Genomic DNA, 22,959 nt, shown 5'->3' on the forward strand with positions numbered 1-22,959 from the left:
AATTTAGCGGATATAAGCTTTGCTGATGGTTCTAAATTGATCTGTGCCAGCGCGCTCGAGCCATTCAAAAATCACCATTTCACTCGACACAACATGAGCACCCGCTTGTGCCATACGCGCTAAAGCCCGTTCTTTATTCTCAGGGCTTCGCGAAGATACCGCATCAGCCACTACAAATACGTGATACTCGAGGGCCAGTAAATCAAGTACGGTCTGCAATACACATACGTGGGTTTCCGTGCCGGTAACCACAACTTGGGTGCGGCCAAGGGACGCAAGTTGATCACGAAATTCAGGCTCGCGCCCAGCGCTAAAGTGAATCTTTTCGTAGAAATGAGCTCCGGCAAGCGGTTCTTGCAGTGATGGCACCGTAGCTCCAAGGCCTTTTGGATATTGTTCTGTATAGAGGCGGGGGAGCTGAAGTTCGGCGGCCACGCGCAGCAAGCGAACATTTTCAGCAATAAGTGCGTCGACATTGGCAATGGCTGGCGCAAGCCGTTCTTGAATATCAATAATTAAGAGGAGGCTCTGGGCTGCGTGCAGTGTCGATTGCGACGGTGTGAATGCTGTCATAGGAACGCCTTGATGACCATCAAAGAACGCAGTATGACAAATTTAAGCGCGAGAGTTAACTCGGCGCCGGTTTTTCTGGGCTTGCCCATCGGGGCCGTAGAGTGAAGAACCAGCTGCATCGCGAAGCAAATTTAGCATATGCTGATTGTGCTGTAATCGATGCGCGATAAGTTCGCCATTGAGGCTATTGAGGTGGGCGACCTGCTCGGTAAGTTCCAGCATACGCTGCCAATGAGAAGCACAGCCCGCATCTGCTGCAGCCTTCTGGGAACCTTGAGTATCAAGGTCGTAGCCGAGACGCGTTTGGACTGAGCGTCGTGACGACTCTGCCTTTTCCAGTTCAACAAAAAGTTTTTGCTTCGCTTTCGCAAGCTCGCCGAGTTGATCACCATCAATGGCGCCTTCGCCCAATAGCGATTGCTCCCGTTGTAATAACGAGAGCAAGGATTCAAGTCGGTGTTGCTGCTGTTCAAGCAAAGCTTGAAGGCTCATACTTCAGCCTCGTGTTAGTTGTCGAGTAACTCGCGAACGCTATCAATTAGGCTGCCGGCGATTTGATCGGCACGGATATCTAATTTGCCGTCACGAATGGCTTCACGCAATTCTTCCACGCGCGCCATATCGATGTCTTGACTCGTGTTGTCCAATGTTTGACTCAAGTGCGTTACCGCACCAGGCGTGCTCGCACTGGCTGCTTTGTCGGTTGCGCCCGACTTACCCGCTTGTTTGCCCTGGTCCGTTTGATTGGTCAGGGGCAATGATTGAATGCCGTTAACTTTCAAGATTTTCCCCTTACAGTAGTGGGTCTTACTGGCATTATCGGCCGTTGATAGTGAAACTTTAGCACAATTTCGGGTAAAAAATCAGCGTTTCGTTGCGTAAAAATCCACCGGTGTTAAGGCTGGATAATCACACGCGCCTCAGCCTTCACTTGCCCAGATACAATCTCGCGCTGGGACAGCCGAACTCGGATCGTATCACCCACACCACCTTCGTCCATCGCTTCACCTTCTCGGGAAATTTCAAAGCCGCTGCCTTGCACCGTGACACTGACGCGATCGCCCCGGCGAATGACCGGCGCAGATTGGACCATATGTGATTGAAATACTTGGCCCTGGCGCAATGAGCGCCGGACTAATTTACCTAATAACTGCTCTTTCTCTAGAATCGTGTCACCACCATTTCGCGGCAGTTCACCGTAATCCATAGTTAGCATATCTAAGGTGAGTAAGGTGCCTGGTAAAATATTCTGAGCGGCAACGACATAGTGCCCCATCAAGGTGATTTGCGCTTGCATGTAACGTACTTGCTGACCTTGGCCACCACAGCGTACACCGACAGAAACACGACCGACAGAGCGTTGTGCCGGATTGGGGAAGAACGGTTGTGGCTGCACACAATGACCAAACTGCGCATTTGGTTGAATGACTTCGATCACCACTTCATCGGCAAGGCCTTGGGTTTCGGCATACAAGAATTGCTGAACAGCCTGTACCAAGGCGCGGTTATCGTCAGCCTGTACTGCATGGATGCTGCCTAAAAACACCCACAGAGCAGCCAGAGCGCTGACGCGGAGCGCGCGTAGGTGCGGTCGTTTTATGCGCTGTAATGTCATAACCAAATACCTTCAAGCCACTTTCCCGATGCTCATTATAGGGATCCTTGAATCGCTTTAAGGCGAGAAATGGCGATCAAAAAGCGGCTTTTTTCATCATTTGATTCGACAATCCCACCGCTAATCTTGACCATGCCGAAAATCCCCTGCGTCACGCTGAGGTTTCGGAATGAATAAAAGAAACGGTGCTTTGGCACCACATAACTGCAAAAGGTAGCGTCATGATCGACAAATTGACCGGAGCATTTAACTTCCACCAAGAAGCGCTGAACTTGCGAGATCAGCGGCAAAAGGTGCTGGCAAGCAATATTGCAAACGCGGATACGCCGAACTACAAGGCCCGTGATTTCGATTTTGCCGCAGAGCTAAAGCGTGCTGTTGACCAAGGCCGCTCAGCCCAAGCAACGAACCAGTTACAACGCACCCATAACGGTCATATTGCAGGATCAGGCGCGGCTATGTCAGGTGTGCAAACCATGCAGTTCACGGTTCCAGCGCAATCGCGATTGGATGGCAATACGGTAGATATGGACCTCGAGCGCAGTAAGTTTCTCGATAACTCCGTGCGTTATCAAGCCAGCCTGACGTTTGTAAATAGTCGCATTAGCGGATTGCGCAATGCGATGCAGCCTGAGTAAGAGGAGACACACCGATGAGTATGTTCTCAATTTTTGATATTTCTGGCTCAGCCCTCACTGCGCAATCACAACGCATGAATGTCTCGGCCAGCAATATGGCAAATGCCGATAGTGTCACCGGACCAAACGGTACGCCCTATCAAGCCAAGCAAGTCGTGTTTGAAAACAAGTTGAATGGCAACAACGGTGTGGGTGGCGTGCAAGTGCGGGAAGTTATCACCGACCCAACGCCAGGCCGAATGGAGTATCGCCCCGGCCATCCTTTAGCCAATGAAGAAGGCTATGTGCAAATGCCAAACGTGGATCCGGTGGCGGAAATGGTCAATATGATCTCTGCATCGCGCTCCTACCAAGCCAACGTTGAGGTGATGAATACCAGCAAACAGCTGTTGCTCAGAACCCTAAGCATCGGGGAGTAAGGTGATGACGCCGAATATCAATCAACTCGACCCATCCGTAATCAATGCGATTAATGGTGGTGGGCCGGCAGGGCAGCGAAATAGCGCGGAAATGCGCGAAAACTTTATGACGTTGCTCGTCGCACAGTTACGCAATCAAGATCCGCTGAATCCCATGGATAACGCGGAGATGACCTCCCAACTTGCGCAAATAAACACGGTAAGTGGCATCGAGCAACTGAACGAGACCATGAACGGTATCAACGACCAAATCGATGCCAGCAAATTTATGCAAGCGACCGCACTGATTGGCAAAGCTGTACTAGTGCCGGGCGAGCGCGTTTTGGTAGGTGAAGGTGAAACCACACCGATCGGTATTGAGCTCGGTCGTAATGCTGAGAAAGTGAAAGTTTCTATTGTCGATGGAAGTGGCCAAGTTGTTCGTGAACTTGATTTAGGTCGCATGAATTCAGGCATGCACTCTATTGCCTGGGATGGAAAGTTAGCCGATGGCACACAGGCCCCTAACGGCGCTTATCGGTTCCGTGTAGAAGCGGAAGCCGAAGGCAAGCCGGTGTCGTCTAAGAGCTTTAATTACGCACAGGTATTGGCTGTAAGCCAAGGCCACCCAGATGGTCCGCGTTTAGACCTCGGTGGTATTTATGAGCCGGTCCGACTTGAAGATGTACGTCAGGTAATCTGATCCAAGGTCAGAACCAGATTTTAGTAAGCTTAAAAGGAGCTTCAATATGAGTTTTTCACAAGCACTAAGTGGTCTGCGAGCAGCAGCAACTAACCTCAATGTCGTGGGTAATAACATTGCTAACGCCCAGACAGTAGGCTTTAAGAGTTCTGGCGTTCAGTTTTCTGACGTATACGCAAACTCGCAAGGCGGTTTAGGTACGCGGGTCTCTGACATCGTTCAGAACTTTAACGAAGGTAACTTGGAAACCACCAATCGGACCATGGACCTCGCCATTACTGGCAATGGTTTCTTCCGGTTTATGGCTGGCGACGAAGTCATGTACTCACGCAATGGTCAGCTCACCATGACTAACGATGGTTACATGGTAAATGCCCAAGGTGCCCGCTTAACTGGGTATCCGGCGGGTGCAGCTATTGGCTCACAGCCGCAGGAACTTCGCATCCCATCAGGTGGTTTGCAAGCCCAACCGACCAATGAGATCGCCGCAAGTTTTAACTTAGATGCGCGCTCAGGAAATATCGACCGTGGTGCAGTGCCATTCGATCGCAATGATCCAGATTCCTATCACTATGCGAATACCGTGAGTGTTTACGATTCTTTAGGGCGTCAATACAGCGCATTGATGTACTTCTCAAAAGTGGGTGATAACCAATGGGAAGTGCGCTTATCTCGAAATGGCGATCTTGCACCAGAAGTGGGCGAAATTACCTTTGATAGTAACGGTCTCTTGCAAGGTACCAATGGTCTTGACGGATTTACATTCGCTCCGGGCGGTGGCGCTAACGATATGAGCGTAGCCTTCGACGTGCAAGGCACGACTCAGTTTGCCAACGAGTTTGAATTGAACAACCTGCAGCAAGATGGATACACCTCGGGCACTTTAGTACGTGTAGCGATTGACGATGAAGGCAATATCATCGGTACCTATACCAATGAGCAAAGCCAAAATTTGGGTACGATCGCGCTTGCTTCATTCCGTAATATGGAAGGTTTACGGGCGATTGGTGACAACGGTTGGTCTGAAACTGCTGACTCCGGTGCGCCTATCTTAGGTTTAGCCGGTCAAGGCCAGTTTGGCAGTATCGCCTCAGGGGTCGTTGAGCAATCGAACGTGGATCTTACCCAAGAGCTGGTGGCTTTGATCATTGCGCAACGTAATTACCAAGCAAACGCGCAAAGTATCAAAACCCAAGACGAAGTACTGCAAGCGACAGTAAACCTGCGCTAAGTACAGATAGCATCTGAACGAACGAGGAGTCAGTAATGGATCCAATACTTTACACCGCAATGGGCGGCGCCAAGCAAACACTCGATGACCAGGCGGTGATTAATCACAACTTGGCGAACGTATCGACGAGTGGGTTTCGTGCTCAGCTCAGCGCAGTGCGCGCGGTACCTATTGGTGGCCCCGGGGTGCATGACACCCGAACTGCGGTGGTGGGTTCGACTCCTCTGTTCGATCAACAAGCAGGCCCAGTAAATACCACCGGACGCCCCTTGGACGTTGCCTTACGCGGTGATGCCTGGATGGCGGTGCAAGCAGACGACGGTACCGAAGCATACACCCGTCGCGGTGATCTGAATGTGGACCAAAATGGTGTGTTAAGCAGTAATGGACGCCCTGTACTCGGTGCGGGTGGCCCCATTGTGATTCCACTCGGTGCGGAAGTGACCATCGGTGAAGACGGCACCATTACCATGAAAGCGGAAGGCGCACGCCCAACAGAAGTGTCGGAAATTGATCGTATCAAAATGGTCAGTGGCGATGCGGCGGTGCTGGAACGCGGCTTAGATGGCTTGTTCCGCGGTATGAATGGGCCCTTGGAACAGAATGAAGATGCGCGGCTTGCTACAGGAGCGCTGGAAGGAAGTAACGTGAGCGCCATTGAAGCCATGGTCGCAATGATTAATAACCAGCGCAAATACGATATGCAGATGAAAGTCATTTCAACTGCCGACGAAAATGCACAACGCGCAAATAGCCTGCTTTCAGTGCAGGGCTAACTTCGGAGACTCTTTATTATGATTAAATCACTCTGGACCGGAAAAACAGGCCTTGAAGCGCAGCAGTTTCAGATGGACGTGATTACCAATAACCTCGCGAACGTGAATACCACCGGGTTTAAGCGTTCACGTGCGGTTTTTGAAGATTTGTTGTATCAAAATATGCGTCAGCCTGGAGCTTTGAACAACGCTCAAGATCGCTTGCCTTCAGGCATGCAGGTCGGTACCGGTGTTCGCCCGGTAGCAACCGAGCGTTTGCATACCCAAGGGAGTTTAGTCGCGACGGAAAACTCGCGTGACCTAGCGATCAACGGGAACGGCTTCTTTCAGGTACTCATGCCAGATGGTGAAGTGGCATTTACCCGTGATGGTAGTTTCCAGGTAGATCAAAATGGGCAAATGGTCACAGCCTCTGGCTATCCCCTTGAGCCGGGTATTTTTGTGCCGGCCAATGCCATGAGTGTGACTATCGGTGAAGATGGCATCGTTACCGTGACACAACCGGGTAACCCGCAGCCAACACAGGTTGGTCAAATTACCTTAGCGACATTTATTAACCCAACGGGACTGGAGAGTGTCGGCGGCAACCTGTACCGGGAAACTGCGTCATCAGGTCCGCGCAACGAATACACCCCAGGCGATAACGGCACCGGCAAGCTATTCCAAGGGTACGTGGAAACGTCCAACGTGAACGTCGTGGAAGAAATGGTGAATATGATTCAAACCCAGCGTGCCTATGAGATTAACAGCCGAGCACTGCGTACGAGCGATGAGATGCTGTCGCGCCTAACGCAACTGTAAACGAACTATTGAGCTTTTGAGGCAACGATTATGAGCACACACTCAACTTCAGTATGGATGCGCAGCTTTGCGATGATTGCCGCAGCATTGTGGCTTGCCGCATGTTCAGGTACACCGCCGACAGTTGTGGTGTCGGAACCTGAGGAAGTGATGGTTCCTGATATGCCTCCAGTGACAGCAAATGGTTCCATTTTTCAGGCGCAACGAGGCTATGCGCCTTTGTTTGAAGATCGCCGACCACGTATGTCTGGCGACATTTTAACGATTGTGTTGCAAGAGCAAGTGAGCGCCACCAAGAGTTCAGAGGCGAGTACAAGTCGCTCAAGCAATATGGGCATTAATCTTGCGGATCTGCCTGATGTTCTGGAAGCACTTGCCGAATATGGATTCAACGTAGGCTCCGATAGTAATTTTCTGGGCCAAGGTTCAGCGCGAGCAAACAATACATTCCAAGGCACTATCACGGTTTCGGTGATGCAAGTGTTGCCGAATGGCAATCTTCGGGTTCGCGGTGAGAAACAGATCGCGATTAACCAAGGTGCGGAATACATTCGTTTTTCAGGCGTGGTGAATCCACGCACTATTACTGGCCAGAACACCGTGTTGTCTACGCAAGTGGCCGATGCACGCATCGAGTACATAGGCGATGGCTACATTCATGATGGTCAACGTATGGGCTGGTTCCAGCGTTACTTTAATCGCTTTAATCCGTTCTAAGAGGGTATTCAGATGAAACGTTTTAGCTTGCCATGGATACTCTTACTCAGCGTTCTCATCAGTGCGCCGGCGTCTGCCGAGCGGCTGAAAGATCTCGCGGATTTCGCCGGGGTTCGAGATAACGTACTCGTCGGCTATGGTCTTGTTGTCGGACTCGATGGCACCGGTGATCAAACCACTCAAGCGCCGTTTACTGGTCAGTCATTAACCAACATGTTGTCGCAACTAGGCGTGACCGTACCGCCAGGCACAAATATGCAATTACGCAACGTGGCCGCAGTGATGGTGACCGCAGATTTACCTCCGTTTTCCCGCCAAGGCCAGCGTTTGGATGTCACCGTATCATCGGTAGGAAACGCGCGTAGCTTACGCGGCGGAACCCTCTTGATGACACCCCTGCGTGGTGCTGATGGCGAAATCTATGCGCTTGCCCAGGGTAATTTGTTGATTGCTGGCGCTTCTGCAGAGGCGGCGGGTAGTCGCGAAGTGATTAATCACCAGAGTGCGGGCCGTATTTCGCGCGGGGCGATTGTGGAGCGTGAAGTGCCCTTAGACATGAATGCGCAAGGCAACGGCGAACTCGAACTGCATTTGCGTTCTGCCGACTTTAGTACGGTAGAGCGCGTTGTAACGCGCATCAACCAAGAATTCGGCAACTTTGTTGCCAGCGCTGTGGATGGGCGGGTGATCCGCTTATTTGGTCCGCAAGACGATAATGAGCGTGTCCGTTTTATGGCTCGGATCGAGAACTTACGGGTCACTCCTGATATGGGCCGAGCGCGAGTTATTTTGAATTCCCGTACCGGATCCGTGGTGTTGAGTGGAAACGTACGTTTGCATCAGGCCGCCGTGGCCCATGGCAATCTATCGGTCTCTATCGATACCCGCCGCGGAGTCAGTCAGCCGGGCGCTTTTAGTCCCGGTCAAACCGTGGTGATCACGGAAGCCGACGTTGAAATTCGCCAAGACGACGGCGTTTTAACTGTGGTTGAAGGCGTCGACTTGATGGAAGTCGTGAATGCATTGAATGCGCTTGGGGCAACACCCATGGATCTGATGGCAATCCTCGAAGCGCTGAAAGCGTCGGGGTCATTGCGTGCCGACTTGGAGATTATCTAATGGCCGACGGGATCAGTAATTTTAGCCAAGCGCGGCTCGCGATGGACGTACAAGGCTTGAACCAAATCAAGCTAGAAAACCGTCGCGATGGTAACGAGGGCCTGCGTCAGGCAGCAGAAGAATTTGAAGCGTTGTTTATTAATATGATGCTGAAAAGTATGCGAGAAGCGGTTGGTGACTCGGAATTGTTTGATAGTCACCAACAGCGAACCATGATGTCGATGTACGATGAACAGTTGTCACGGCATATGGCTACACGGGGAATTGGCTTGGCTGATCAAATGGTCCAGCAGCTGCAACAGACACCGATTACTGCCACCGCCGCACCGTCGACCATGACTCAAGCCTCAGGCCAAGAATCAGACCAAGAAACAGAGAAATAACCAGAATTTTGTCTCAAGCTACTGGGCTCCGTGCCGATAAGTAATATGACAACAAAAAGGTGCCGCGAATGACTATTTTTAATATCGGAGTGAGCGGGCTCAATGCAGCGCAATCAGCGCTGAATGCGACCAGTAACAATATCTCCAATGTGTACACCCCAGGCTATAACCGCGAGCTGATCATATTAAATGAATCGAGCACGGGCGGTGTGAAAGTCACGGATGTACAACGCCAGTTTAATTCATTTATTTCCGAGCGCTTAAACACGGCGAGCGGTTCGCTCTCGTCGTTGACCACATACAAAAATCAAATCAGCCAGATTGATAACCTGCTTGCAGATCCAGAAGCGGGCTTAGCTCCACTGATTCAGAAATTCTTCGGTTCCTTGGGTGATCTTGCCGGTGCGCCAGCAGAACCGGCAGCACGTGAGGGTGTGCTTGGTAATGCCTCGAGCATGGCAGCGCAGTTCCAGTCGTTTGACGGCTACTTGCACGATATGCAGCGTTCGGTAAATGGGCAGCTTATTAACGATGTCGCCCATGTGAATAATTTGGCGAGTCAAATCGCTGCGCTGAATAAAGAAATTGCCATGTCGAAAGCGGCCACAGGTACATTGCCCAATGCTTTGCTGAACCAACGCGATTATCTCGTTGGTGAACTCAGTAAAAGTGTTGAGGTGAAAGTTAATGTGCAAGACGGTGGCGCTTACAATGTGTCTATTGGTAATGGTCAACCCTTGGTTGCCGGCGATCGGACCTTTCAATTAGAGGCGGTGGCCTCAGCGGCAGATCCCGAACGAATCGTGGTGGGTTACCGAGACTCCTCAGGGAATTTGATTGAATTTGGCGAGAGTACATTCCGCAGTGGCTCTATCGGTGGTTTGCTGAGTTTCCGTAAAGAAAGCCTCGATAAGGCACAAGCACAGTTGGGGCAAATTGCCCTCACTATGGCGCAAACCTTCAACGAACAACACCGACAAGGAATAGATTTGGCCGGGGAACCGGGTGAGAATTTCTTCTCTGTTGGTAGCCCGTTGAGTTATTCAAATACACGAAACACCGGTGATGGCATCATGACCGTTGAAGTGACCGATGCGAGGCAGTTGCTTGCCACAGGATACGATGTGTCCTTCAACGGTACCGAGTATTTCGCTGTGCGTCGTGACAACGGTGAACGGGTAGATGTGACCTTTGACGCTGCCGAAAACACGCTGAGTTTTGGCGGAATGGAAGTGACAATTACAGGCACGCCAGAAGCAGGCGATAGATTTCGAGTGAATCCAGTGCAGCGCGGTGCGCAAGACTTTCAGGTGATGATCAACGACATCGGAAAGATTGCTGCGGCGCAGAGTGCTGACGATGGCGATAACCGCAATGCGTTAGCGCTGCAAGGTATGCAAAGTATGCGCTTGGTTGGAAACAATGCAAGCTTTAGCCAAGCTTACGGCGCCATGATCAGTGATTCAGGTAATCGGGCAGCGGTAGTGAACGCGAATCTAGCGGCCCAGCAAGGATTAACTGATCAGTTAAAAGCGATGCAGCAATCGGAGTCGGGGGTAAACCTCGATGAAGAAGCCGCAAACCTGATTAAGTATCAACAGTTCTATCAAGCCAATGCGAAAGTGATCGAAGCAGGAATGACCATTCTTGAAACGATTCTTTCGTTGCGCCGATAATCGATTCGGAGTCATGACGTATGCGTATTAGTACAGTCACTATCTTTGACCAAAACGTGAATTCTATGAACCGCCAACAGGCAGAGTTTATGAAGATTGGTCAGCAATTGGCGTCGGGAAAGCGCGTGGTGAATCCATCCGATGATCCGCAAGCCGCGGCCCGGGCCATTGATGTCGGTCAGTCAATTGCGGCAAACGAGCAATATAAAACGGCACGTGTCAGTGTGCGAAATAGCCTCGGCCAACAGGAAAGTATTGTTAATAGCGCCAATGAAATTGTAATTCGTGCGAAAACCCTGATGATTCAAGCGTCGAGCGACACCATGAGTGAGATCGACCGGCTTTCGATATCCAGTGAAATTGAAGGGCTTTACGAAGCTATGATCGGTTTAGGCAACAGTACCGATGGTAGTGGGCGTTACACCTTTGGCGGTTATGCAGATGGTCGTGCGCCCTTTGAGCGCGCAGGAGACGGTACCGTTGTATTTGCCGGTAGCCAAGATGTGCGCGAGGAGCGGGTCGACGGTGATCGCTTTATGAAAGTGGGGCACACCGGTTTTGATGTGTTTTTAACGTCACTGAGTAACGCAAAGCCGACGTCTGAACCGGAACTGAATAGCAATGTGTTCCGTACTTTTGAGAAAGCGATTGCTGCGCTATCGGATACCGCGGGCGCTATTCCCGAGAATGAGAAGAAAGTGATTTTCGCCGATGTGATGCGTGAGTTAGATAATTCACAAGATAATCTGCTCACCAAGCGGGCGTCGCTAGGCGCTCGTCTCAATGAGCTAGATACGTTGGATTTGGTGGCTGGAAATCGCAATTTAAGTTACCAACAAACCATGTCGGAACTCGTAGATTTAGACTATGTACAGGCCAGTGCAGATTACAGCCTGCGTATGGTTGGTTTGCAAGCGGCGCAAAAAGCGTTCGTTGATATTAAAGGCTTAAGCTTGTTTAACTACCTTCGTTAATACCTCGATTCATCCCCTTGGAACCACTCTAATGCGTATTTGATACCGTTAGAGTGGTGCCAATACATCAAGATAGTGCCCTATAAAGTCCATCGAATTTGCAAATAACCGTTGCAGGTAACTGCCTAGGTTCGTGGTTAACGTCATGATAAGAAACAGTCCCATGGTCAGCGACATGGGAAAGCCGATGGAAAACACGGTAAGTTGCGGGGCCGACCGGTTCAAGATGCCCAAAGTTAGGTTAATAATCAGCAGGGCACCGAATACTGGCAAAGCTAACAATATTCCCGAAAGAAATACCACGCTGCCAAAGCGCGCCAACATATCAAATGCGCCAAGATTTAATCCCACCATGCCTATAGGCACTTGCTGAAACGAGAAGGCAAGAATTTCAAGTAGTATGAGATGACCATTGAGGGCGAGGAACATCAGCATGGCGAACACATGCAGGATGCGCGAGAGAATCATGGTATTTGCGCCTGAGTCAGGCGAAAAGAAGGTCGCAAAGGCAAGACCCATTTGCAAACCGATAAACTCACCGGCAGCCTGTACCACCGCGAAAGTAACTTGCATCACCAAACCAATAGATACGCCAATGAGAATTTGCTCAACAATAATGCCAAAACCTGCCCAAGAATAGATAGGTACATCCGGCATGGGCGGTAAGATGGGGGAAATCACCACTGCCAAAGTGGCCCCCATGGCTAATTTAAGGGGATTGGGAATGGCGGAGTGGCCCAGAATGGGCGCAGTGAGCATAAAGCTGGTAAGCCGCACAAAGGGCCAGAAAAACGCGGCGATCCAAGCCTGGAGTTGCAGAAAGGTCACCTCAATCATGGGTAACCTACATGACCATCATCGGGATGTTCGTAAATAACTCGCGGGTAAAATCGGTGATTAATTGCAACAAGAAGGGGCCGATTACCACGAGCATCACAACTACACCAAGAATCTTGGGGATGAATGACAACGTCATTTCATTGATCTGTGTCGCAGCCTGGAACAAGCTCACCACCAAACCTATTAATAGGGCGGTAAGAAGAAGCGGGCCCGCGAGATATAAAGTAACCCGCATTCCCTGATAGGCGATGGTCATGACTTGTTCTGGTGACATTTCGGCTCTCCTATATAAAGAAGCTTTGGGCTAAGGAGCCGATAAGCAGCTGCCATCCGTCCACTAACACGAACAACATTAACTTAAATGGTAATGAGATAGTTGCAGGTGGCACCATCATCATCCCTAATGACATCAGGGTACTGGCGACCACTAAATCGATAATCAAAAACGGAATAAAAATGGTAAAGCCGATTTGAAATGCTGTTTTCAGTTCGCTGGTCACAAACGACGGAATCAGCACATGCATTGGAATATCTTCGGGGCCTTCTAAAGGGCCGACATCCGCTAAACGAACAAACAATGCCAAATCGTCTTGTCGGGTTTGCGCGAGCATAAATTCACGCAAGGGCTGTGAGGCGAGTGTAATAAACTCCTCAAATGTGATCGCATCTTCGGTAAGCGGTACCCACGCTACCTCATAAATCTGGCCAAACACCGGTGACATAATGAAGAACGTTAAAAACAGCGAAAGGCCAAGAAGCACCTGATTCGGAGGAGCCGACTGAGTACCCATCGCAGTACGCAAAAGTCCCAATACGATGATGATGCGGGTAAAGCAGGTCATCATGAGAACAGCGGCGGGCAGGAACGCCATGCTGCTGAGTAATAATAGCGTTTGTAATGGTATCGACCACTGTTGGGTGCCGTCGTCGAGGGTTTGACTCTGCATCGCCGGCAGCTCTTGCGCGATAAGATCAAAAGGCAATAGCATGAGGGCAAATGCCGCGATCAGGAGTAGACGGAATTTCATGATGATGACTTTCCTTCCTGACGCGATTTAAGTAAACGAGCAAATGGCGAAGGTGGCGCCGATCGCGTTTGTTGGATCTCTTCAGGATTAGCGGGTGAAAGCTCAGATAATGCGGTGACGCTGCCCGGTGCGACCCCTAAAATGAGGCGCTGGTCATCTACTTGAACCACGACGACTTTTTCTTTCGGACCAACATTGAGCACGCTTAATACGCGCATCGGAATTTGTTGTTGCCCCGAGTAGCCTTGACCGAAGCGCTTAAACATCCAAGCACAGGCTAAAATAACCAGAATGGTGAGGATCAGAACGACAGAAACCTTGCCCAAAAGGGCAAGGCTGTTTACGGCTTCAGTGCTGGTTTGAACTGCGGGCGTGGTCATAGTCGCCTCTATCGATTGAGTTTTTGGACCCGTTCCGCTGGTGTCACAATTTCTGTAATTCGAATGCCGTATTTATCGTCGAGTACAACAACTTCGCCTTGGGCAATGAGATAACCATTAATCATAATATCCATAGGCTCACCGGCTAACCCGTCGAGTTCCACAACCGACCCTTGAGCTAACTCAAGTAGTTGTTTAATGGTCACACGAGTGCGCCCTAGCTCCACGCTCAGCTTGACTGGAATATCCATGATGATATCTAAATCATTCGCTGCACCAGAGCGAGCGGAGCTCTCGAGCGGCTTAAATACTTGATCGCTGGCCGATTGAGCGGTGTTTTGCTCACTCGCAGATTGCTCTTCATCTAATGCATCTGCCCACGGATCCTGTTCATCGCCAGTTGGCTTGGCTTCTTCTTTCTTAGGCTTTTCTTGTTTAGTCATGGTCAGACTCCTCAACCGATTCATCGTCGCTAAATTCAGGTGTTAGCGTATTTGATGACACCGGGTACGCATGGTTTTCTAGCACGCGTGTTACGCGTAAGGCTCGTCGTTTATTGAGCGAGCCGTATTCACATTCAAGTACCGGCAATCCGCTGACGGTTGCGGTTACTGTTTTGGGTAATTCCACAGGCAACACATCCCCCACTTTTAGGGCAAGCACTTGGGGTAAGCGCACTGGGATATCGAGAAACTGGGTGATTAAATCCACATGAGATGATTGCAGTTCACTAGAAATGCGATCACGCCACACTTTATCAGAGGCGCTCGACGCGTCTGCACGTAAGTTGGTGAGCCGATCGCGTAAGGGCTCAATCATCGAGTAGGGCATACAAATCTGGAAGTTAGAATCGAGATTGCCAACTTCCAAATGGAAGGTTGTGGTCACGACAATTTCACTCGGTGAACTGGTGATGCTGGCAAACTTGGGCTGCATCTCCGAACGAATGAAATTGATTTTCAACGGATACACCGCGCGCCATGCTTCTTGGTACGCATCAATGGCGAGATTGAGCACTCGATTAATAATTCGTTGCTCAGTGCCGGTAAATTCCCGAGTTTCATTGCGGGTCATAAAGCGACCGTCACCGCCAAAGAGATTTTCAACAATCATGGAGACCATGTTGGTTGGAAACACCACCAAAGAGGTGCCGCGCAATGGCTTCATCGCGATGATGTTAATATTGGTAGGTGAGGGCAATGTGTCTGAAAAATCCTGAAAGCGCTGATAACGCACAGACTCGACTGAGATGTCGGCGTTTCGGCGTAACAGGTTAAACAAGTTCATGCGGAACTGACGGGCAAATCGCTCGTTAATGATTTCCAGCGTATGCAAACGTTCACGCACAACCCGGTGTTGGGAACCCGGGTCAAATGGACGTGCCTCGACGTCTTTTTGCTTCACACTGCTCGAACGCATCGAGCGAGAGGATACTTTCGCATCCTCACTCGATGTATTCGGCTTTGATACCGACCCTAAAAGGGCATCAATATCGTGTTGTGAAAGTGGTTTATCACCAGACATAAAAGCGTCTCAAATTCCAAAGGTTAGGTGTTACTGAACAATAAATTCGGTGAACAGCACGTCAAATATCTCAAGTTCACGCTCAGAGCCACCATAGGGTTCAGACAAGCGTGCTTTGATACTGTCCGATAACGCCATTTTTCCGTCAGGTGTACTAATCATCTCAGCATCTTGGCCTGAGAGAAGTACCAGTAAGCGGCTGCGTACTTGAGGCATATTATTTAATAATATGTTTTTCGTATCGCCCTCTTGTACTTCAAGCGTCATTCCTGTGTATAAAAGGCGCGGACCAAATTGGTCGCTGCGTAAATTCACGGTGAAAGGGTCTACTTTCACAAATACCGGATCGCGGCGCTGCTCTTCCGTTGCATTACCATGCAACGCATTGGCTGCCATGGTGCGCGTATCCATCAACAAATAGGTGTTAGCGGCGGTAATTGCCACCATCAGGCCAACCAATACTAACAAGACCATAATAATTTTGTTGTTTCCTGAATCTTTTGCCTGAGCTTGTGCTTTTGCCATGTTCTCACCTGTTACTCATGAACGTCTATTATGCCGACTTGTTTTGCGTTTGAATCGTTGAAATACCTCTTTGATTAGGGGTATCTCCACGGTTTACGCGTATAGATCAATCTGCCCGTTTTTTAGCGGAATGTCGATCGCTTCCGGTTCCGCAGGGGAATCTTCAATCAATGTATCGGCTGATTGGCTAGAAAGTTCAGCAAATTCACGCGCTTCTTGCTCTTTTTTTCCGTCGTGTACATCAGCTTCGCCCAGAGCAATGCCTTGTTCTGCCAAAAGTTCACGCAATTGCGGAATGGCTTGTTCAACTGCTGCACGCACCTGCGCGTTATTCGAGCTAAATTGCATGGTTGCGGCTTGCTCTTCCATCTTCATGCTGATCATCAGCGGACCGAGCTCGGCTGGGTGCAATCGAAGCTTCACGGTTTGGTCTTGGCTTAAATGCATATTAAGGACTTGCTGCCCTAACTGTTGTTGCCAACCGTTCGATGCCAAAGGGGCTGAAATGCTTGCGCTGCTCGCGGCACCTGGTTGAGCCGAAGTGGTAGACATGCCTTGTAAATTAATCTGGTCCTGAACACTTGGCTGAGCATTCATGCCTGACCCTGAATTTGCTGTCGTCCCTTGAGCGTTAGCTAACTGCAATTCTTGCAACCACTGGGCTGCCGCACTCGGAGTCATTTCGGTTTGTTGAGTATGCAAACCAGCGAATACCGGCATGGGTTGCTGACCTGCAGCGTTTTGCGCGACCACCTGAGGTTGTAAACTTTGTGCACGAGCCGCTTCCGTGGTTAACCGCGCATTACTATCGGGTTGTACCGACATCCCATCTTTGATTAAAGAGGCAAGCGCTGCTTGGGCCTGGGGTTGCGCACCTAATATGGTTGCTTTCGGTGCTGCGGGTAATGTCGCAGCCTCGGATGGACCGGTGGTATTAATTAGCGGGCCTGAGGCCGGAGCGATGAGAGGTTGCACCGGATTTTGTTGAGATGCTGGGAGCGCGCTGTTTGGCGCTACCGTAGGTTCAGCTCTAGGGCCAGACATCAATTCAGGTTGGCGTACCATACCTGTCTGATCAATTCCCGGGGCGCGCCCAGAAGCATCTTGTGGCGCTGTGTTTTGTGTTACCGCCATAGCTTGCGACAAGGCAATGCGCTCTAAGGCGTCCGCCAGTTCCTTTAAATTCGGCTGCCCAATGGCATGCGGGTCGGTTTGGCCACGGAGCACGTCAGACTCCTGCGGGGCTGCGCCAAGGGCAAGCGACTCGGCAGCAAGGTCTGGAGATTCGTTGAGCTGGGGTAAATGAGTACTCTCTAACTCCCCTTGCGCTAGCACTTGTTGCGGAGTAAAGGGGTAGGCCGCCCGTGGAGGAACCTCAGTTAATTGCTGTTGATTTGCAAATAGCGCGTGAAACGCCTTCTCTTTCCCTGCTGCTGGCGCATCTTTGGCAATCAAATCTGGAGCGGTGGAGAGGTTGATTAAGTTTAACATCGGTGACTGCTCCTACTATTCATCGGAACCGACCAAGTGCAACGAGCTTTTCCGTGCGACCTGATTGGTGGTGAATTCATCATTCTGGCGTTGCTCTGCCCGTTCAACAAGCTTACGTTCTTGCTGAGCGCGGCGCTCGGTGAGCGTCGAAAATGAGGTTAATTTGCGTTGTTCGGTTTGCCAATGCTGTTTGCTGAGATCAACCCGCTTACTTTGTTGTTGCAAGGCTTGGCTCGCCTTCTGAATCGAGTCGTCTAATGACATCAAAAACTGACGGTAGTTATGCAAGGTGACAGGATCGATACCATCCATCATCAGCTGCTGTAACTGCACTGCGTACTCTTGGCGGTAGTTCATCAACATGTCTTGATGGGCAAGAATCTGAGTCTCATTCTTACGCTCAGACGCTAACAATTGACCTGCTTTATCGCGTGCTTCACGGGCAAGATCTGTTAAAGTTTCGAGTGCATTTGAACGGCTCATTCAGTGCCTCCAATGACGGCGGTTAATGCGTCGCATGCATGGGCATGAGTCGCACTTTGTGTATGTTCTTGTTGTAAAAATGCTTCCAGGTGTGGGTACAGCTGCACGGCTTGGTCGAGAACCGGATCGTGGCCTTGACTGTAAGCACCTACACTGATCAGATCGCGGTTACGTTGGTACACCGAGAAAAACTTCTTAAACTGCTGTGCTTGCTGAACTTGCACCTCAGGCACAACGGCAGTCATCACCCGACTAATGGATGCTTCAATATCAATGGCCGGATAGTGGCCGGCCTCGGCTAGTGCGCGAGATAACACGATATGCCCGTCGAGAATGGCCCGGGCTGAATCAGCGATAGGATCTTGTTGGTCATCCCCTTCCGTCAGTACCGTATAAAACGCAGTAATCGAGCCACCGCCCTTAATACTGTTACCTGCGCGCTCTACTAATGCTGGGAGTTTGGCAAAAACTGAAGGCGGATAGCCTTTAGTTGCTGGCGGCTCACCAATAGCTAAAGCAATTTCCCGTTGCGCCATGGCGTAGCGGGTTAATGAATCCATGATGAGTAACACGTTAAGCCCTTGATCACGGAAATCTTCAGCTAAGCGTGTGGCATAGGAGGCACCTTGTAAACGCTGTAACGGCGAGGTGTCTGCGGGTGCAGCAACGACCACCGCACGCTTGAGTCCTTCTGCGCCGAGAATATTATCGATAAAGTCTTGAACCTCGCGGCCCCGTTCGCCAATCAAACCGACCACAATAACATCGGCTTTAGTAAAGCGTGCCATCATGCCCAATAACATGGATTTACCGACACCTGAACCAGCAAACAAACCCATGCGTTGGCCTTGACCCACAGTGAGCAATGCATTAATCGCTCGAATGCCAACATCGATAGGTGTTTCAATCGGGGCGCGGTTCATCGGGTTAATCGTTGTTGTTGCAAGGGGCGCATACTTAGCGTCAGCAATAGGACCGCGGTTATCGAGCGGTCTGCCATTACCGTCGACAACGCGACCGAGTAATGCAGAGCCTACCGGGAAGCGACGGCCTTCCTGTTTGCCGGTTTCTTGCAATGGAAACACCCGTGCCCCTGGGGTGAGTCCTTGAATTTCATTAAGTGGCATAAGAAATGAACGGTCGCCGGCAAAACCAACAACTTCGGCTTCAGCAAATGTTGGTGCTTGTTCGTAACCTTGTTGCAATTCAACTTTACAGGCACTGCCCACGGGAAGCTGCAATCCTACGACTTCAAGTACCATGCCGGTTGCACGTACGATGCGTCCGCTGGTGCGATAGGGCGGTAAATTAACGACACGCTCGCGCACTTTCCCCAAGGTAGTTTGCCACAGGGCGGCGCGCTTTTGATGCATTGATTGTGTCGCTGCAGCGGAAGCTGAGGTAGTGGTCATTCGCTATCCTCCGCCGTATGCCGTGTGCGTAATTGTTTACGTACGGTTTCTGAGCGCGTTTCCCAAGACGCATCGCGTTCACCTTTGTGACTTGTCAGGCGGCAGCCACCCCGAGCCATACGCTCGTCGGCTTGCAAATGCCATCCAGCAATCTGTAACTCTTCGCGCATATGCTCATGAATCAACGCGAAATCATCCGGGTGAACGTGAAGTCGAGGCTTGTCGGTAAAAGCCGGATCGCTTTGTAATAATTCGCGAGCGATATTTAATATTTGCTCGGGTTGCATATCGAGCTGGGTGCGCGCTAGTTGCGTGCCGACGGCCAACGCGAGTTCCACCAGTGATTCCCCAATCAAGGTATCCATCTGATTGAGCGCATCAGAGAATTCCTTGGCCAAGGCCGTCACCGGGGTGAGTGTTTCAGCAATCAGTGCTTCTTTTTCTTGGGCCACGGCATCTTGAGCATCTTGGTAGCCTTTGGTAAAGCCTTCATCATGGCCGGCTTTTAAGCCTTCTTGATAGGCTTGTTCCCAAGCTTCCTTGCGTGCTTGTTCTTTTAATGCCGCTAATTCTGCGTTATGAATAAATTCGGCTGACGTGTCGGCGCTGTCGCTATTCGCATGTTGCGCATGCACAGGCCGTTTACTGGATAAATCATCCATGTTCCAGCGACGCCATGCATCGCCAGACATAACCCCGGTCTCGTCCTGACGGGCGCGTTCTTGTTGCTCGTCATGTGCAGAGAAGGGTTTAAACATAGGTATCGTCTCCGCTGCTCAACATGATCTCGCCAGAGTCGGCCAGCTTGCGAACAATGGCAAGAATTGCTTTTTGTTCGGTTTCCACTTGTGACAAACGCACCGGGCCACGGGTTTCCATCTCTTCGCGAACCAACTGGCCTGCACGTTGTGACATATTGCTGAGGAACTTGTCGACCAATTCGCTTTCGGCACCTTTGAGGGCAATGACCAATACGTTGGTATCGATTTGCTTGAGAAGCACCTGAATACTGCGGTCGTCCAAGTCCACCAAGTTCTCGAATAGGAACATCTCGTCGACGATTTTTGCTGCCAGTTCGTCGTTGTAGGCACGGATATTTTCCAACGCTGTATCTTCTTGGCCCGCATTCATTAAGTTCAGAATTTCTGCTGCGGTGCGCGCGCCACCCATCTTACTGCGCTTGAGGTTTTGACCATCCAACATACCGCCAAGAACCTCTGTGAGCTCTTGTAACGCAGCAGGCTGCACCCCAGTAAATGTGGCAATACGTAGCACCACATCGTTACGCAGACGCTCTTCGAATAATTCAAGTACGCCAGCGGCCTGTTGCCGATCCAAATGGATTAAAATAGTGGCAATGATCTGTGGATGTTCGTCGCGGATAAGCTCGGCAACCTCAGGCACATCCATTAAATTGAGTGCATCGATTCCGTAGTTACCCGCCTTCTGCTCAAGCACATCTTCGATGAGCGTTGAGGCGCGCTCACTACCTAAGGCCTTGGTGAGTACAGAGCGGATATAACCGTCGTACTTGTCCACCGGCGGAGAGTTCGATAAATCTTCGTGGAATTCTTCCAAAACCAGCTTAATTTCCTCATGGGAAATATTTTGCAGGCGTGTCATTTCCTTACTGATTTTTTGAATTTGCTGTGGCTGAAAATGCTTAAATACATCCACGGCGGTATCTTCATCCAAAGCAAGCAGGAGAATTGCGCTTTTGCGAATGCCAGTCATGTTATCTACGGATTTCATCGCGCCCACTCTCATCTTCTAGTAACCAATTCTGCACAATGCGAGCCACCTGACGTGGTTTTTGCCGTGCAATTTCTTGCGTTTTCTTCAGTGCTTGCTCATAAGACGACAAGTCTTTCTTCTTCGGCCAGTTGAACTTCATCTCTTCAGTGTCAACGGCGTCGCTTGGGTCAGAGGCATCATCGTCATCGCCAGCGATGGCTTGGAAGGTGCTGCGACGGGTGGCCACAACCTCTTGGTCCGCATCGTCGTTATCAGCACGGGATTTAACCGGACCAACAAAACGACGCAGAATCGGACGCATCACCAATAGATAGAACAATAAGATACCGAGACCAGCGAGGACATATCGGGCAGCTTGCATAATCAGCCGCTGTGTTTCTGGATGCTCCCACCACTCACGTTGAAGAGCGCCGACTTCTTCATCGGTGGTGACAAAAGCACTGTTCACAATTTCAAGGGCATCACCACGAAGCTCTGAGAAGCCCATGGCCTGACGAACTAAACGATCGATACGGGCTAAATCTTCATCTGTGAGAGGGACCTTAACCGGTAATCCTTCCTCGTCGACACCATCACGATAATTAACCACGATAGCCGCGGAAAGACGCTCAAGACGGCCGCGCTGGTGCTGAATATGGGCAATGTTCCGGTCGACTTCATAGTTCACAATGTTGTCTTGGCGCACGCTGTTTTGTCCGCGTGTAATGGCGCCCTGAACGCCATTAGCTTCTTCTTCAGCCGCTTCTGCAGGGGTCTCAATAGGAGCGGTTACAACACCTGGAGGGGTATTCGACAACGCGCCGGGAACACCCTGGGCTCTGTCGCCATCGCCGGCAAAACTCACATTACTTTGAATACTGCGCACCGCCGCTGTTTCCGGCGTTTGGTTTGGCGTGAAGCGTTCCGAAGTTTCTTCTATCCGGGAGAAGTCGATTTGGGCGACCACTTTCGCACGCACGTTTTGACGTCCGAGAATGGGAGCGAGAATTTCTTCGATACGGCGCTGATAAGTACGTTCAATTTCTTCTGTATAGGTGAGTTCGGTGCCACTTAAATCAGATTTCTGGCCATTTTTTGACAGCAGGTTGCCGAGTTGGTCAACCACAGTGACATGGTCAGCGCTCAGTTCTGGCACTGCACTAGATACCATATGAACGATGGCCATCACTTGACCGTCCGCTAACGTGCGGCCGGGATGCAAGGAAAGAACAACAGATGCTTTAGCAGGCTCGCGGTCGCGGATAAAGACGGAAGGCTTCGCCATAGACAAATGCACGCGTGCGCGTTGCACAGGGCCTAGCGACTCCATGGAATTGGCCAGCTCTCCTTCAAGAGACCGCTGGAAATTGACCTGTTCACTAAATTGACTAATACCAAACGATTGGTTGTCCATCAGTGCAAAGCCAATGTTGCCACCGTGGGGTAAACCCTGTTCGGCCATACTCAAACGCACGCGATGCACCTGATTGCCAGGAATCATAATGGTGCTGCCATTGCCCGTGAGCTGGTAGGGAATACGCTGGTTTTCCAGTTCGCTCACGATACGCCCACCGTCGGCTTCCGTGAGATTCGAGTATAAAACGCGATATTCAGGGGTAGACGCCCACATGATTAAAGCAACAACGATTGCAATGAATGCAGCACCACCAATCAATAACGGTAACAATGCACCACTACGCAACTGCGTGACCAGTCTCTCTAAAGACGACTGTGGCGCGGTTGTTGCGTTTGATGCAGCTGTTGCTGTTGAGCCGGGCTGCGTTGCTTGATTCATCGTCGTATCCATGGATTCGTCGCACTACCTAATTTAAAGCTCCAGAGGGCGGAGGGTTTTTTCATGGATGTCATTATCCCGAGGGCACGCGCAATCAAATGCATAAATAAGCCACTTTTTTTTGCTTAATTAGAGCGTTCGTC

28 protein-coding genes are annotated in these 22,959 nt (G+C 50.5%); 11 read left to right on the plus strand and 17 right to left on the minus strand.

The annotated features are described in order from the left end of the window. Positions 1 to 3: 3 nt before the first annotated feature. From FM042_RS07390 to flgA, 4 genes are all read right to left on the minus strand, one after another. Complete coding sequence (locus FM042_RS07390) at positions 4 to 573, minus strand: hydrolase (RefSeq protein ID WP_143235786.1); 570 nt, start codon at positions 571 to 573, stop codon at positions 4 to 6. A gap of 42 nt (positions 574 to 615) precedes the next feature. After that, on the minus strand, positions 616 to 1,065 hold the full coding sequence (locus FM042_RS07395) for a flagella synthesis protein FlgN (protein WP_143235787.1): 450 nt from the start codon (positions 1,063 to 1,065) through the stop codon (positions 616 to 618). Positions 1,066 to 1,079: 14 nt separating this feature from the next. Then, positions 1,080 to 1,355 (minus strand): flagellar biosynthesis anti-sigma factor FlgM, encoded by a 276-nt coding sequence (flgM, locus tag FM042_RS07400; protein WP_232366399.1) that lies wholly within the window; start codon positions 1,353 to 1,355, stop codon positions 1,080 to 1,082. A 113-nt stretch (positions 1,356 to 1,468) separates the two neighbouring features. Then, positions 1,469 to 2,188, minus strand: coding sequence for a flagellar basal body P-ring formation chaperone FlgA (gene flgA, locus FM042_RS07405; RefSeq protein ID WP_143235788.1), 720 nt, complete (start codon positions 2,186 to 2,188; stop codon positions 1,469 to 1,471). Positions 2,189 to 2,409: 221 nt separating this feature from the next. Here flgA and flgB point away from each other — a divergent pair, with 221 nt between their 5' ends. From flgB to flgL, 11 genes are all read left to right on the plus strand, one after another. Then, entirely contained in the window at positions 2,410 to 2,826 is a 417-nt protein-coding gene (gene flgB / locus FM042_RS07410; RefSeq protein ID WP_143235789.1) for a flagellar basal body rod protein FlgB, read from the plus strand. Between the two features lie 14 nt (positions 2,827 to 2,840). Next, the gene (gene flgC, locus FM042_RS07415; RefSeq protein WP_143235790.1) at positions 2,841 to 3,245 is read left to right on the plus strand and encodes a flagellar basal body rod protein FlgC; all 405 of its coding nucleotides are present in this window, start codon (positions 2,841 to 2,843) and stop codon (positions 3,243 to 3,245) included. A 4-nt stretch (positions 3,246 to 3,249) separates the two neighbouring features. Next, entirely contained in the window at positions 3,250 to 3,927 is a 678-nt protein-coding gene (gene flgD, locus FM042_RS07420; RefSeq protein ID WP_232366400.1) for a flagellar hook assembly protein FlgD, read from the plus strand. A gap of 46 nt (positions 3,928 to 3,973) precedes the next feature. Beyond that, the gene (gene flgE / locus FM042_RS07425; RefSeq protein WP_143235791.1) at positions 3,974 to 5,158 is read left to right on the plus strand and encodes a flagellar hook protein FlgE; all 1,185 of its coding nucleotides are present in this window, start codon (positions 3,974 to 3,976) and stop codon (positions 5,156 to 5,158) included. Between the two features lie 35 nt (positions 5,159 to 5,193). Next, positions 5,194 to 5,934, plus strand: a complete 741-nt coding sequence (locus FM042_RS07430; RefSeq protein ID WP_143235792.1) for a flagellar basal body rod protein FlgF — start codon at positions 5,194 to 5,196, stop codon at positions 5,932 to 5,934. An 18-nt stretch (positions 5,935 to 5,952) separates the two neighbouring features. Then, positions 5,953 to 6,735 (plus strand): flagellar basal-body rod protein FlgG, encoded by a 783-nt coding sequence (gene flgG / locus FM042_RS07435; protein WP_143235793.1) that lies wholly within the window; start codon positions 5,953 to 5,955, stop codon positions 6,733 to 6,735. 30 nt (positions 6,736 to 6,765) lie between these two features. After that, positions 6,766 to 7,452: a flagellar basal body L-ring protein FlgH gene (locus FM042_RS07440; protein WP_143235794.1), complete on the plus strand. Its 687-nt coding sequence runs from the start codon at positions 6,766 to 6,768 to the stop codon at positions 7,450 to 7,452. Between the two features lie 12 nt (positions 7,453 to 7,464). Beyond that, positions 7,465 to 8,571 (plus strand): flagellar basal body P-ring protein FlgI, encoded by a 1,107-nt coding sequence (locus FM042_RS07445; RefSeq protein WP_143235795.1) that lies wholly within the window; start codon positions 7,465 to 7,467, stop codon positions 8,569 to 8,571. Then, entirely contained in the window at positions 8,571 to 8,954 is a 384-nt protein-coding gene (locus FM042_RS07450) for a rod-binding protein (RefSeq protein WP_143235796.1), read from the plus strand. Before FM042_RS07445 ends, FM042_RS07450 begins: the two co-directional genes overlap by 1 nt. A 68-nt stretch (positions 8,955 to 9,022) precedes the next feature. After that, entirely contained in the window at positions 9,023 to 10,630 is a 1,608-nt protein-coding gene (gene flgK / locus FM042_RS07455; RefSeq protein WP_143235797.1) for a flagellar hook-associated protein FlgK, read from the plus strand. 20 nt (positions 10,631 to 10,650) lie between these two features. Further along, the gene (gene flgL / locus FM042_RS07460) at positions 10,651 to 11,604 is read left to right on the plus strand and encodes a flagellar hook-associated protein FlgL (RefSeq protein ID WP_143235798.1); all 954 of its coding nucleotides are present in this window, start codon (positions 10,651 to 10,653) and stop codon (positions 11,602 to 11,604) included. A 48-nt stretch (positions 11,605 to 11,652) separates the two neighbouring features. Here the strand turns inward: flgL and fliR are convergent, their stop codons facing one another. The 13 genes from fliR to fliF form a co-directional block, all read right to left on the minus strand. Then, positions 11,653 to 12,441, minus strand: a complete 789-nt coding sequence (gene fliR, locus FM042_RS07465) for a flagellar biosynthetic protein FliR (protein WP_143235799.1) — start codon at positions 12,439 to 12,441, stop codon at positions 11,653 to 11,655. A 7-nt stretch (positions 12,442 to 12,448) separates the two neighbouring features. After that, positions 12,449 to 12,718, minus strand: coding sequence for a flagellar biosynthesis protein FliQ (gene fliQ, locus FM042_RS07470; RefSeq protein ID WP_143235800.1), 270 nt, complete (start codon positions 12,716 to 12,718; stop codon positions 12,449 to 12,451). Positions 12,719 to 12,728: 10 nt separating this feature from the next. Continuing rightward, positions 12,729 to 13,472, minus strand: a complete 744-nt coding sequence (gene fliP, locus FM042_RS07475) for a flagellar type III secretion system pore protein FliP (RefSeq protein ID WP_143235801.1) — start codon at positions 13,470 to 13,472, stop codon at positions 12,729 to 12,731. After that, positions 13,469 to 13,852 (minus strand): flagellar biosynthetic protein FliO, encoded by a 384-nt coding sequence (fliO, locus tag FM042_RS07480; protein WP_143235802.1) that lies wholly within the window; start codon positions 13,850 to 13,852, stop codon positions 13,469 to 13,471. Before fliO ends, fliP begins: the two co-directional genes overlap by 4 nt. An 8-nt stretch (positions 13,853 to 13,860) precedes the next feature. Then, positions 13,861 to 14,295, minus strand: a complete 435-nt coding sequence (gene fliN / locus FM042_RS07485) for a flagellar motor switch protein FliN (protein ID WP_143235803.1) — start codon at positions 14,293 to 14,295, stop codon at positions 13,861 to 13,863. Beyond that, positions 14,288 to 15,376, minus strand: a complete 1,089-nt coding sequence (gene fliM, locus FM042_RS07490) for a flagellar motor switch protein FliM (RefSeq protein WP_143235804.1) — start codon at positions 15,374 to 15,376, stop codon at positions 14,288 to 14,290. Before fliM ends, fliN begins: the two co-directional genes overlap by 8 nt. A 30-nt stretch (positions 15,377 to 15,406) precedes the next feature. Then, positions 15,407 to 15,901 carry a flagellar basal body-associated protein FliL gene (gene fliL / locus FM042_RS07495; RefSeq protein WP_143235805.1) on the minus strand — a complete coding sequence of 165 codons (495 nt, stop codon included), beginning with the start codon at positions 15,899 to 15,901 and terminating at the stop codon, positions 15,407 to 15,409. A gap of 93 nt (positions 15,902 to 15,994) precedes the next feature. After that, entirely contained in the window at positions 15,995 to 17,392 is a 1,398-nt protein-coding gene (locus tag FM042_RS07500; RefSeq protein WP_143235806.1) for a flagellar hook-length control protein FliK, read from the minus strand. 15 nt (positions 17,393 to 17,407) lie between these two features. Then, on the minus strand, positions 17,408 to 17,875 hold the full coding sequence (fliJ, locus tag FM042_RS07505; protein WP_143235807.1) for a flagellar export protein FliJ: 468 nt from the start codon (positions 17,873 to 17,875) through the stop codon (positions 17,408 to 17,410). Further along, the gene (fliI, locus tag FM042_RS07510; RefSeq protein WP_143236040.1) at positions 17,872 to 19,248 is read right to left on the minus strand and encodes a flagellar protein export ATPase FliI; all 1,377 of its coding nucleotides are present in this window, start codon (positions 19,246 to 19,248) and stop codon (positions 17,872 to 17,874) included. Before fliI ends, fliJ begins: the two co-directional genes overlap by 4 nt. Before the next feature lie 35 nt (positions 19,249 to 19,283). Beyond that, a complete protein-coding gene (locus FM042_RS07515; protein ID WP_143235808.1) occupies positions 19,284 to 20,045 on the minus strand; it encodes a flagellar assembly protein FliH in 762 nt (253 codons plus the stop codon). Beyond that, on the minus strand, positions 20,038 to 21,039 hold the full coding sequence (fliG, locus tag FM042_RS07520; RefSeq protein WP_143235809.1) for a flagellar motor switch protein FliG: 1,002 nt from the start codon (positions 21,037 to 21,039) through the stop codon (positions 20,038 to 20,040). The genes FM042_RS07515 and fliG overlap by 8 nt, the downstream gene beginning before the upstream one ends. After that, entirely contained in the window at positions 21,023 to 22,816 is a 1,794-nt protein-coding gene (gene fliF / locus FM042_RS07525) for a flagellar basal-body MS-ring/collar protein FliF (RefSeq protein ID WP_232366402.1), read from the minus strand. The genes fliG and fliF overlap by 17 nt, the downstream gene beginning before the upstream one ends. Positions 22,817 to 22,959: the final 143 nt, after the last annotated feature.

The organism is Aliidiomarina halalkaliphila, assembly GCF_007096385.1.
GTDB classification, from domain to species: domain Bacteria; phylum Pseudomonadota; class Gammaproteobacteria; order Enterobacterales; family Alteromonadaceae; genus Aliidiomarina; species Aliidiomarina halalkaliphila.

Coding starts and splice junctions, on each gene's coding strand:
- FM042_RS07390 (WP_143235786.1), bottom strand. CDS start 573: ATGACAGCATTCACACCGTCGCAATCGACACTGCACGCAGCCCAGAGC.
- FM042_RS07395 (WP_143235787.1), bottom strand. CDS start 1,065: ATGAGCCTTCAAGCTTTGCTTGAACAGCAGCAACACCGACTTGAATCC.
- flgA (WP_143235788.1), bottom strand. CDS start 2,188: ATGACATTACAGCGCATAAAACGACCGCACCTACGCGCGCTCCGCGTC.
- flgB (WP_143235789.1), top strand. CDS start 2,410: ATGATCGACAAATTGACCGGAGCATTTAACTTCCACCAAGAAGCGCTG.
- flgC (WP_143235790.1), top strand. CDS start 2,841: ATGAGTATGTTCTCAATTTTTGATATTTCTGGCTCAGCCCTCACTGCG.
- flgD (WP_232366400.1), top strand. CDS start 3,250: ATGACGCCGAATATCAATCAACTCGACCCATCCGTAATCAATGCGATT.
- flgE (WP_143235791.1), top strand. CDS start 3,974: ATGAGTTTTTCACAAGCACTAAGTGGTCTGCGAGCAGCAGCAACTAAC.
- FM042_RS07430 (WP_143235792.1), top strand. CDS start 5,194: ATGGATCCAATACTTTACACCGCAATGGGCGGCGCCAAGCAAACACTC.
- flgG (WP_143235793.1), top strand. CDS start 5,953: ATGATTAAATCACTCTGGACCGGAAAAACAGGCCTTGAAGCGCAGCAG.
- FM042_RS07440 (WP_143235794.1), top strand. CDS start 6,766: ATGAGCACACACTCAACTTCAGTATGGATGCGCAGCTTTGCGATGATT.
- FM042_RS07445 (WP_143235795.1), top strand. CDS start 7,465: ATGAAACGTTTTAGCTTGCCATGGATACTCTTACTCAGCGTTCTCATC.
- FM042_RS07450 (WP_143235796.1), top strand. CDS start 8,571: ATGGCCGACGGGATCAGTAATTTTAGCCAAGCGCGGCTCGCGATGGAC.
- flgK (WP_143235797.1), top strand. CDS start 9,023: ATGACTATTTTTAATATCGGAGTGAGCGGGCTCAATGCAGCGCAATCA.
- flgL (WP_143235798.1), top strand. CDS start 10,651: ATGCGTATTAGTACAGTCACTATCTTTGACCAAAACGTGAATTCTATG.
- fliR (WP_143235799.1), bottom strand. CDS start 12,441: ATGATTGAGGTGACCTTTCTGCAACTCCAGGCTTGGATCGCCGCGTTT.
- fliQ (WP_143235800.1), bottom strand. CDS start 12,718: ATGTCACCAGAACAAGTCATGACCATCGCCTATCAGGGAATGCGGGTT.
- fliP (WP_143235801.1), bottom strand. CDS start 13,472: ATGAAATTCCGTCTACTCCTGATCGCGGCATTTGCCCTCATGCTATTG.
- fliO (WP_143235802.1), bottom strand. CDS start 13,852: ATGACCACGCCCGCAGTTCAAACCAGCACTGAAGCCGTAAACAGCCTT.
- fliN (WP_143235803.1), bottom strand. CDS start 14,295: ATGACTAAACAAGAAAAGCCTAAGAAAGAAGAAGCCAAGCCAACTGGC.
- fliM (WP_143235804.1), bottom strand. CDS start 15,376: ATGTCTGGTGATAAACCACTTTCACAACACGATATTGATGCCCTTTTA.
- fliL (WP_143235805.1), bottom strand. CDS start 15,901: ATGGCAAAAGCACAAGCTCAGGCAAAAGATTCAGGAAACAACAAAATT.
- FM042_RS07500 (WP_143235806.1), bottom strand. CDS start 17,392: ATGTTAAACTTAATCAACCTCTCCACCGCTCCAGATTTGATTGCCAAA.
- fliJ (WP_143235807.1), bottom strand. CDS start 17,875: ATGAGCCGTTCAAATGCACTCGAAACTTTAACAGATCTTGCCCGTGAA.
- fliI (WP_143236040.1), bottom strand. CDS start 19,248: ATGCATCAAAAGCGCGCCGCCCTGTGGCAAACTACCTTGGGGAAAGTG.
- FM042_RS07515 (WP_143235808.1), bottom strand. CDS start 20,045: ATGTTTAAACCCTTCTCTGCACATGACGAGCAACAAGAACGCGCCCGT.
- fliG (WP_143235809.1), bottom strand. CDS start 21,039: ATGAAATCCGTAGATAACATGACTGGCATTCGCAAAAGCGCAATTCTC.
- fliF (WP_232366402.1), bottom strand. CDS start 22,816: ATGAATCAAGCAACGCAGCCCGGCTCAACAGCAACAGCTGCATCAAAC.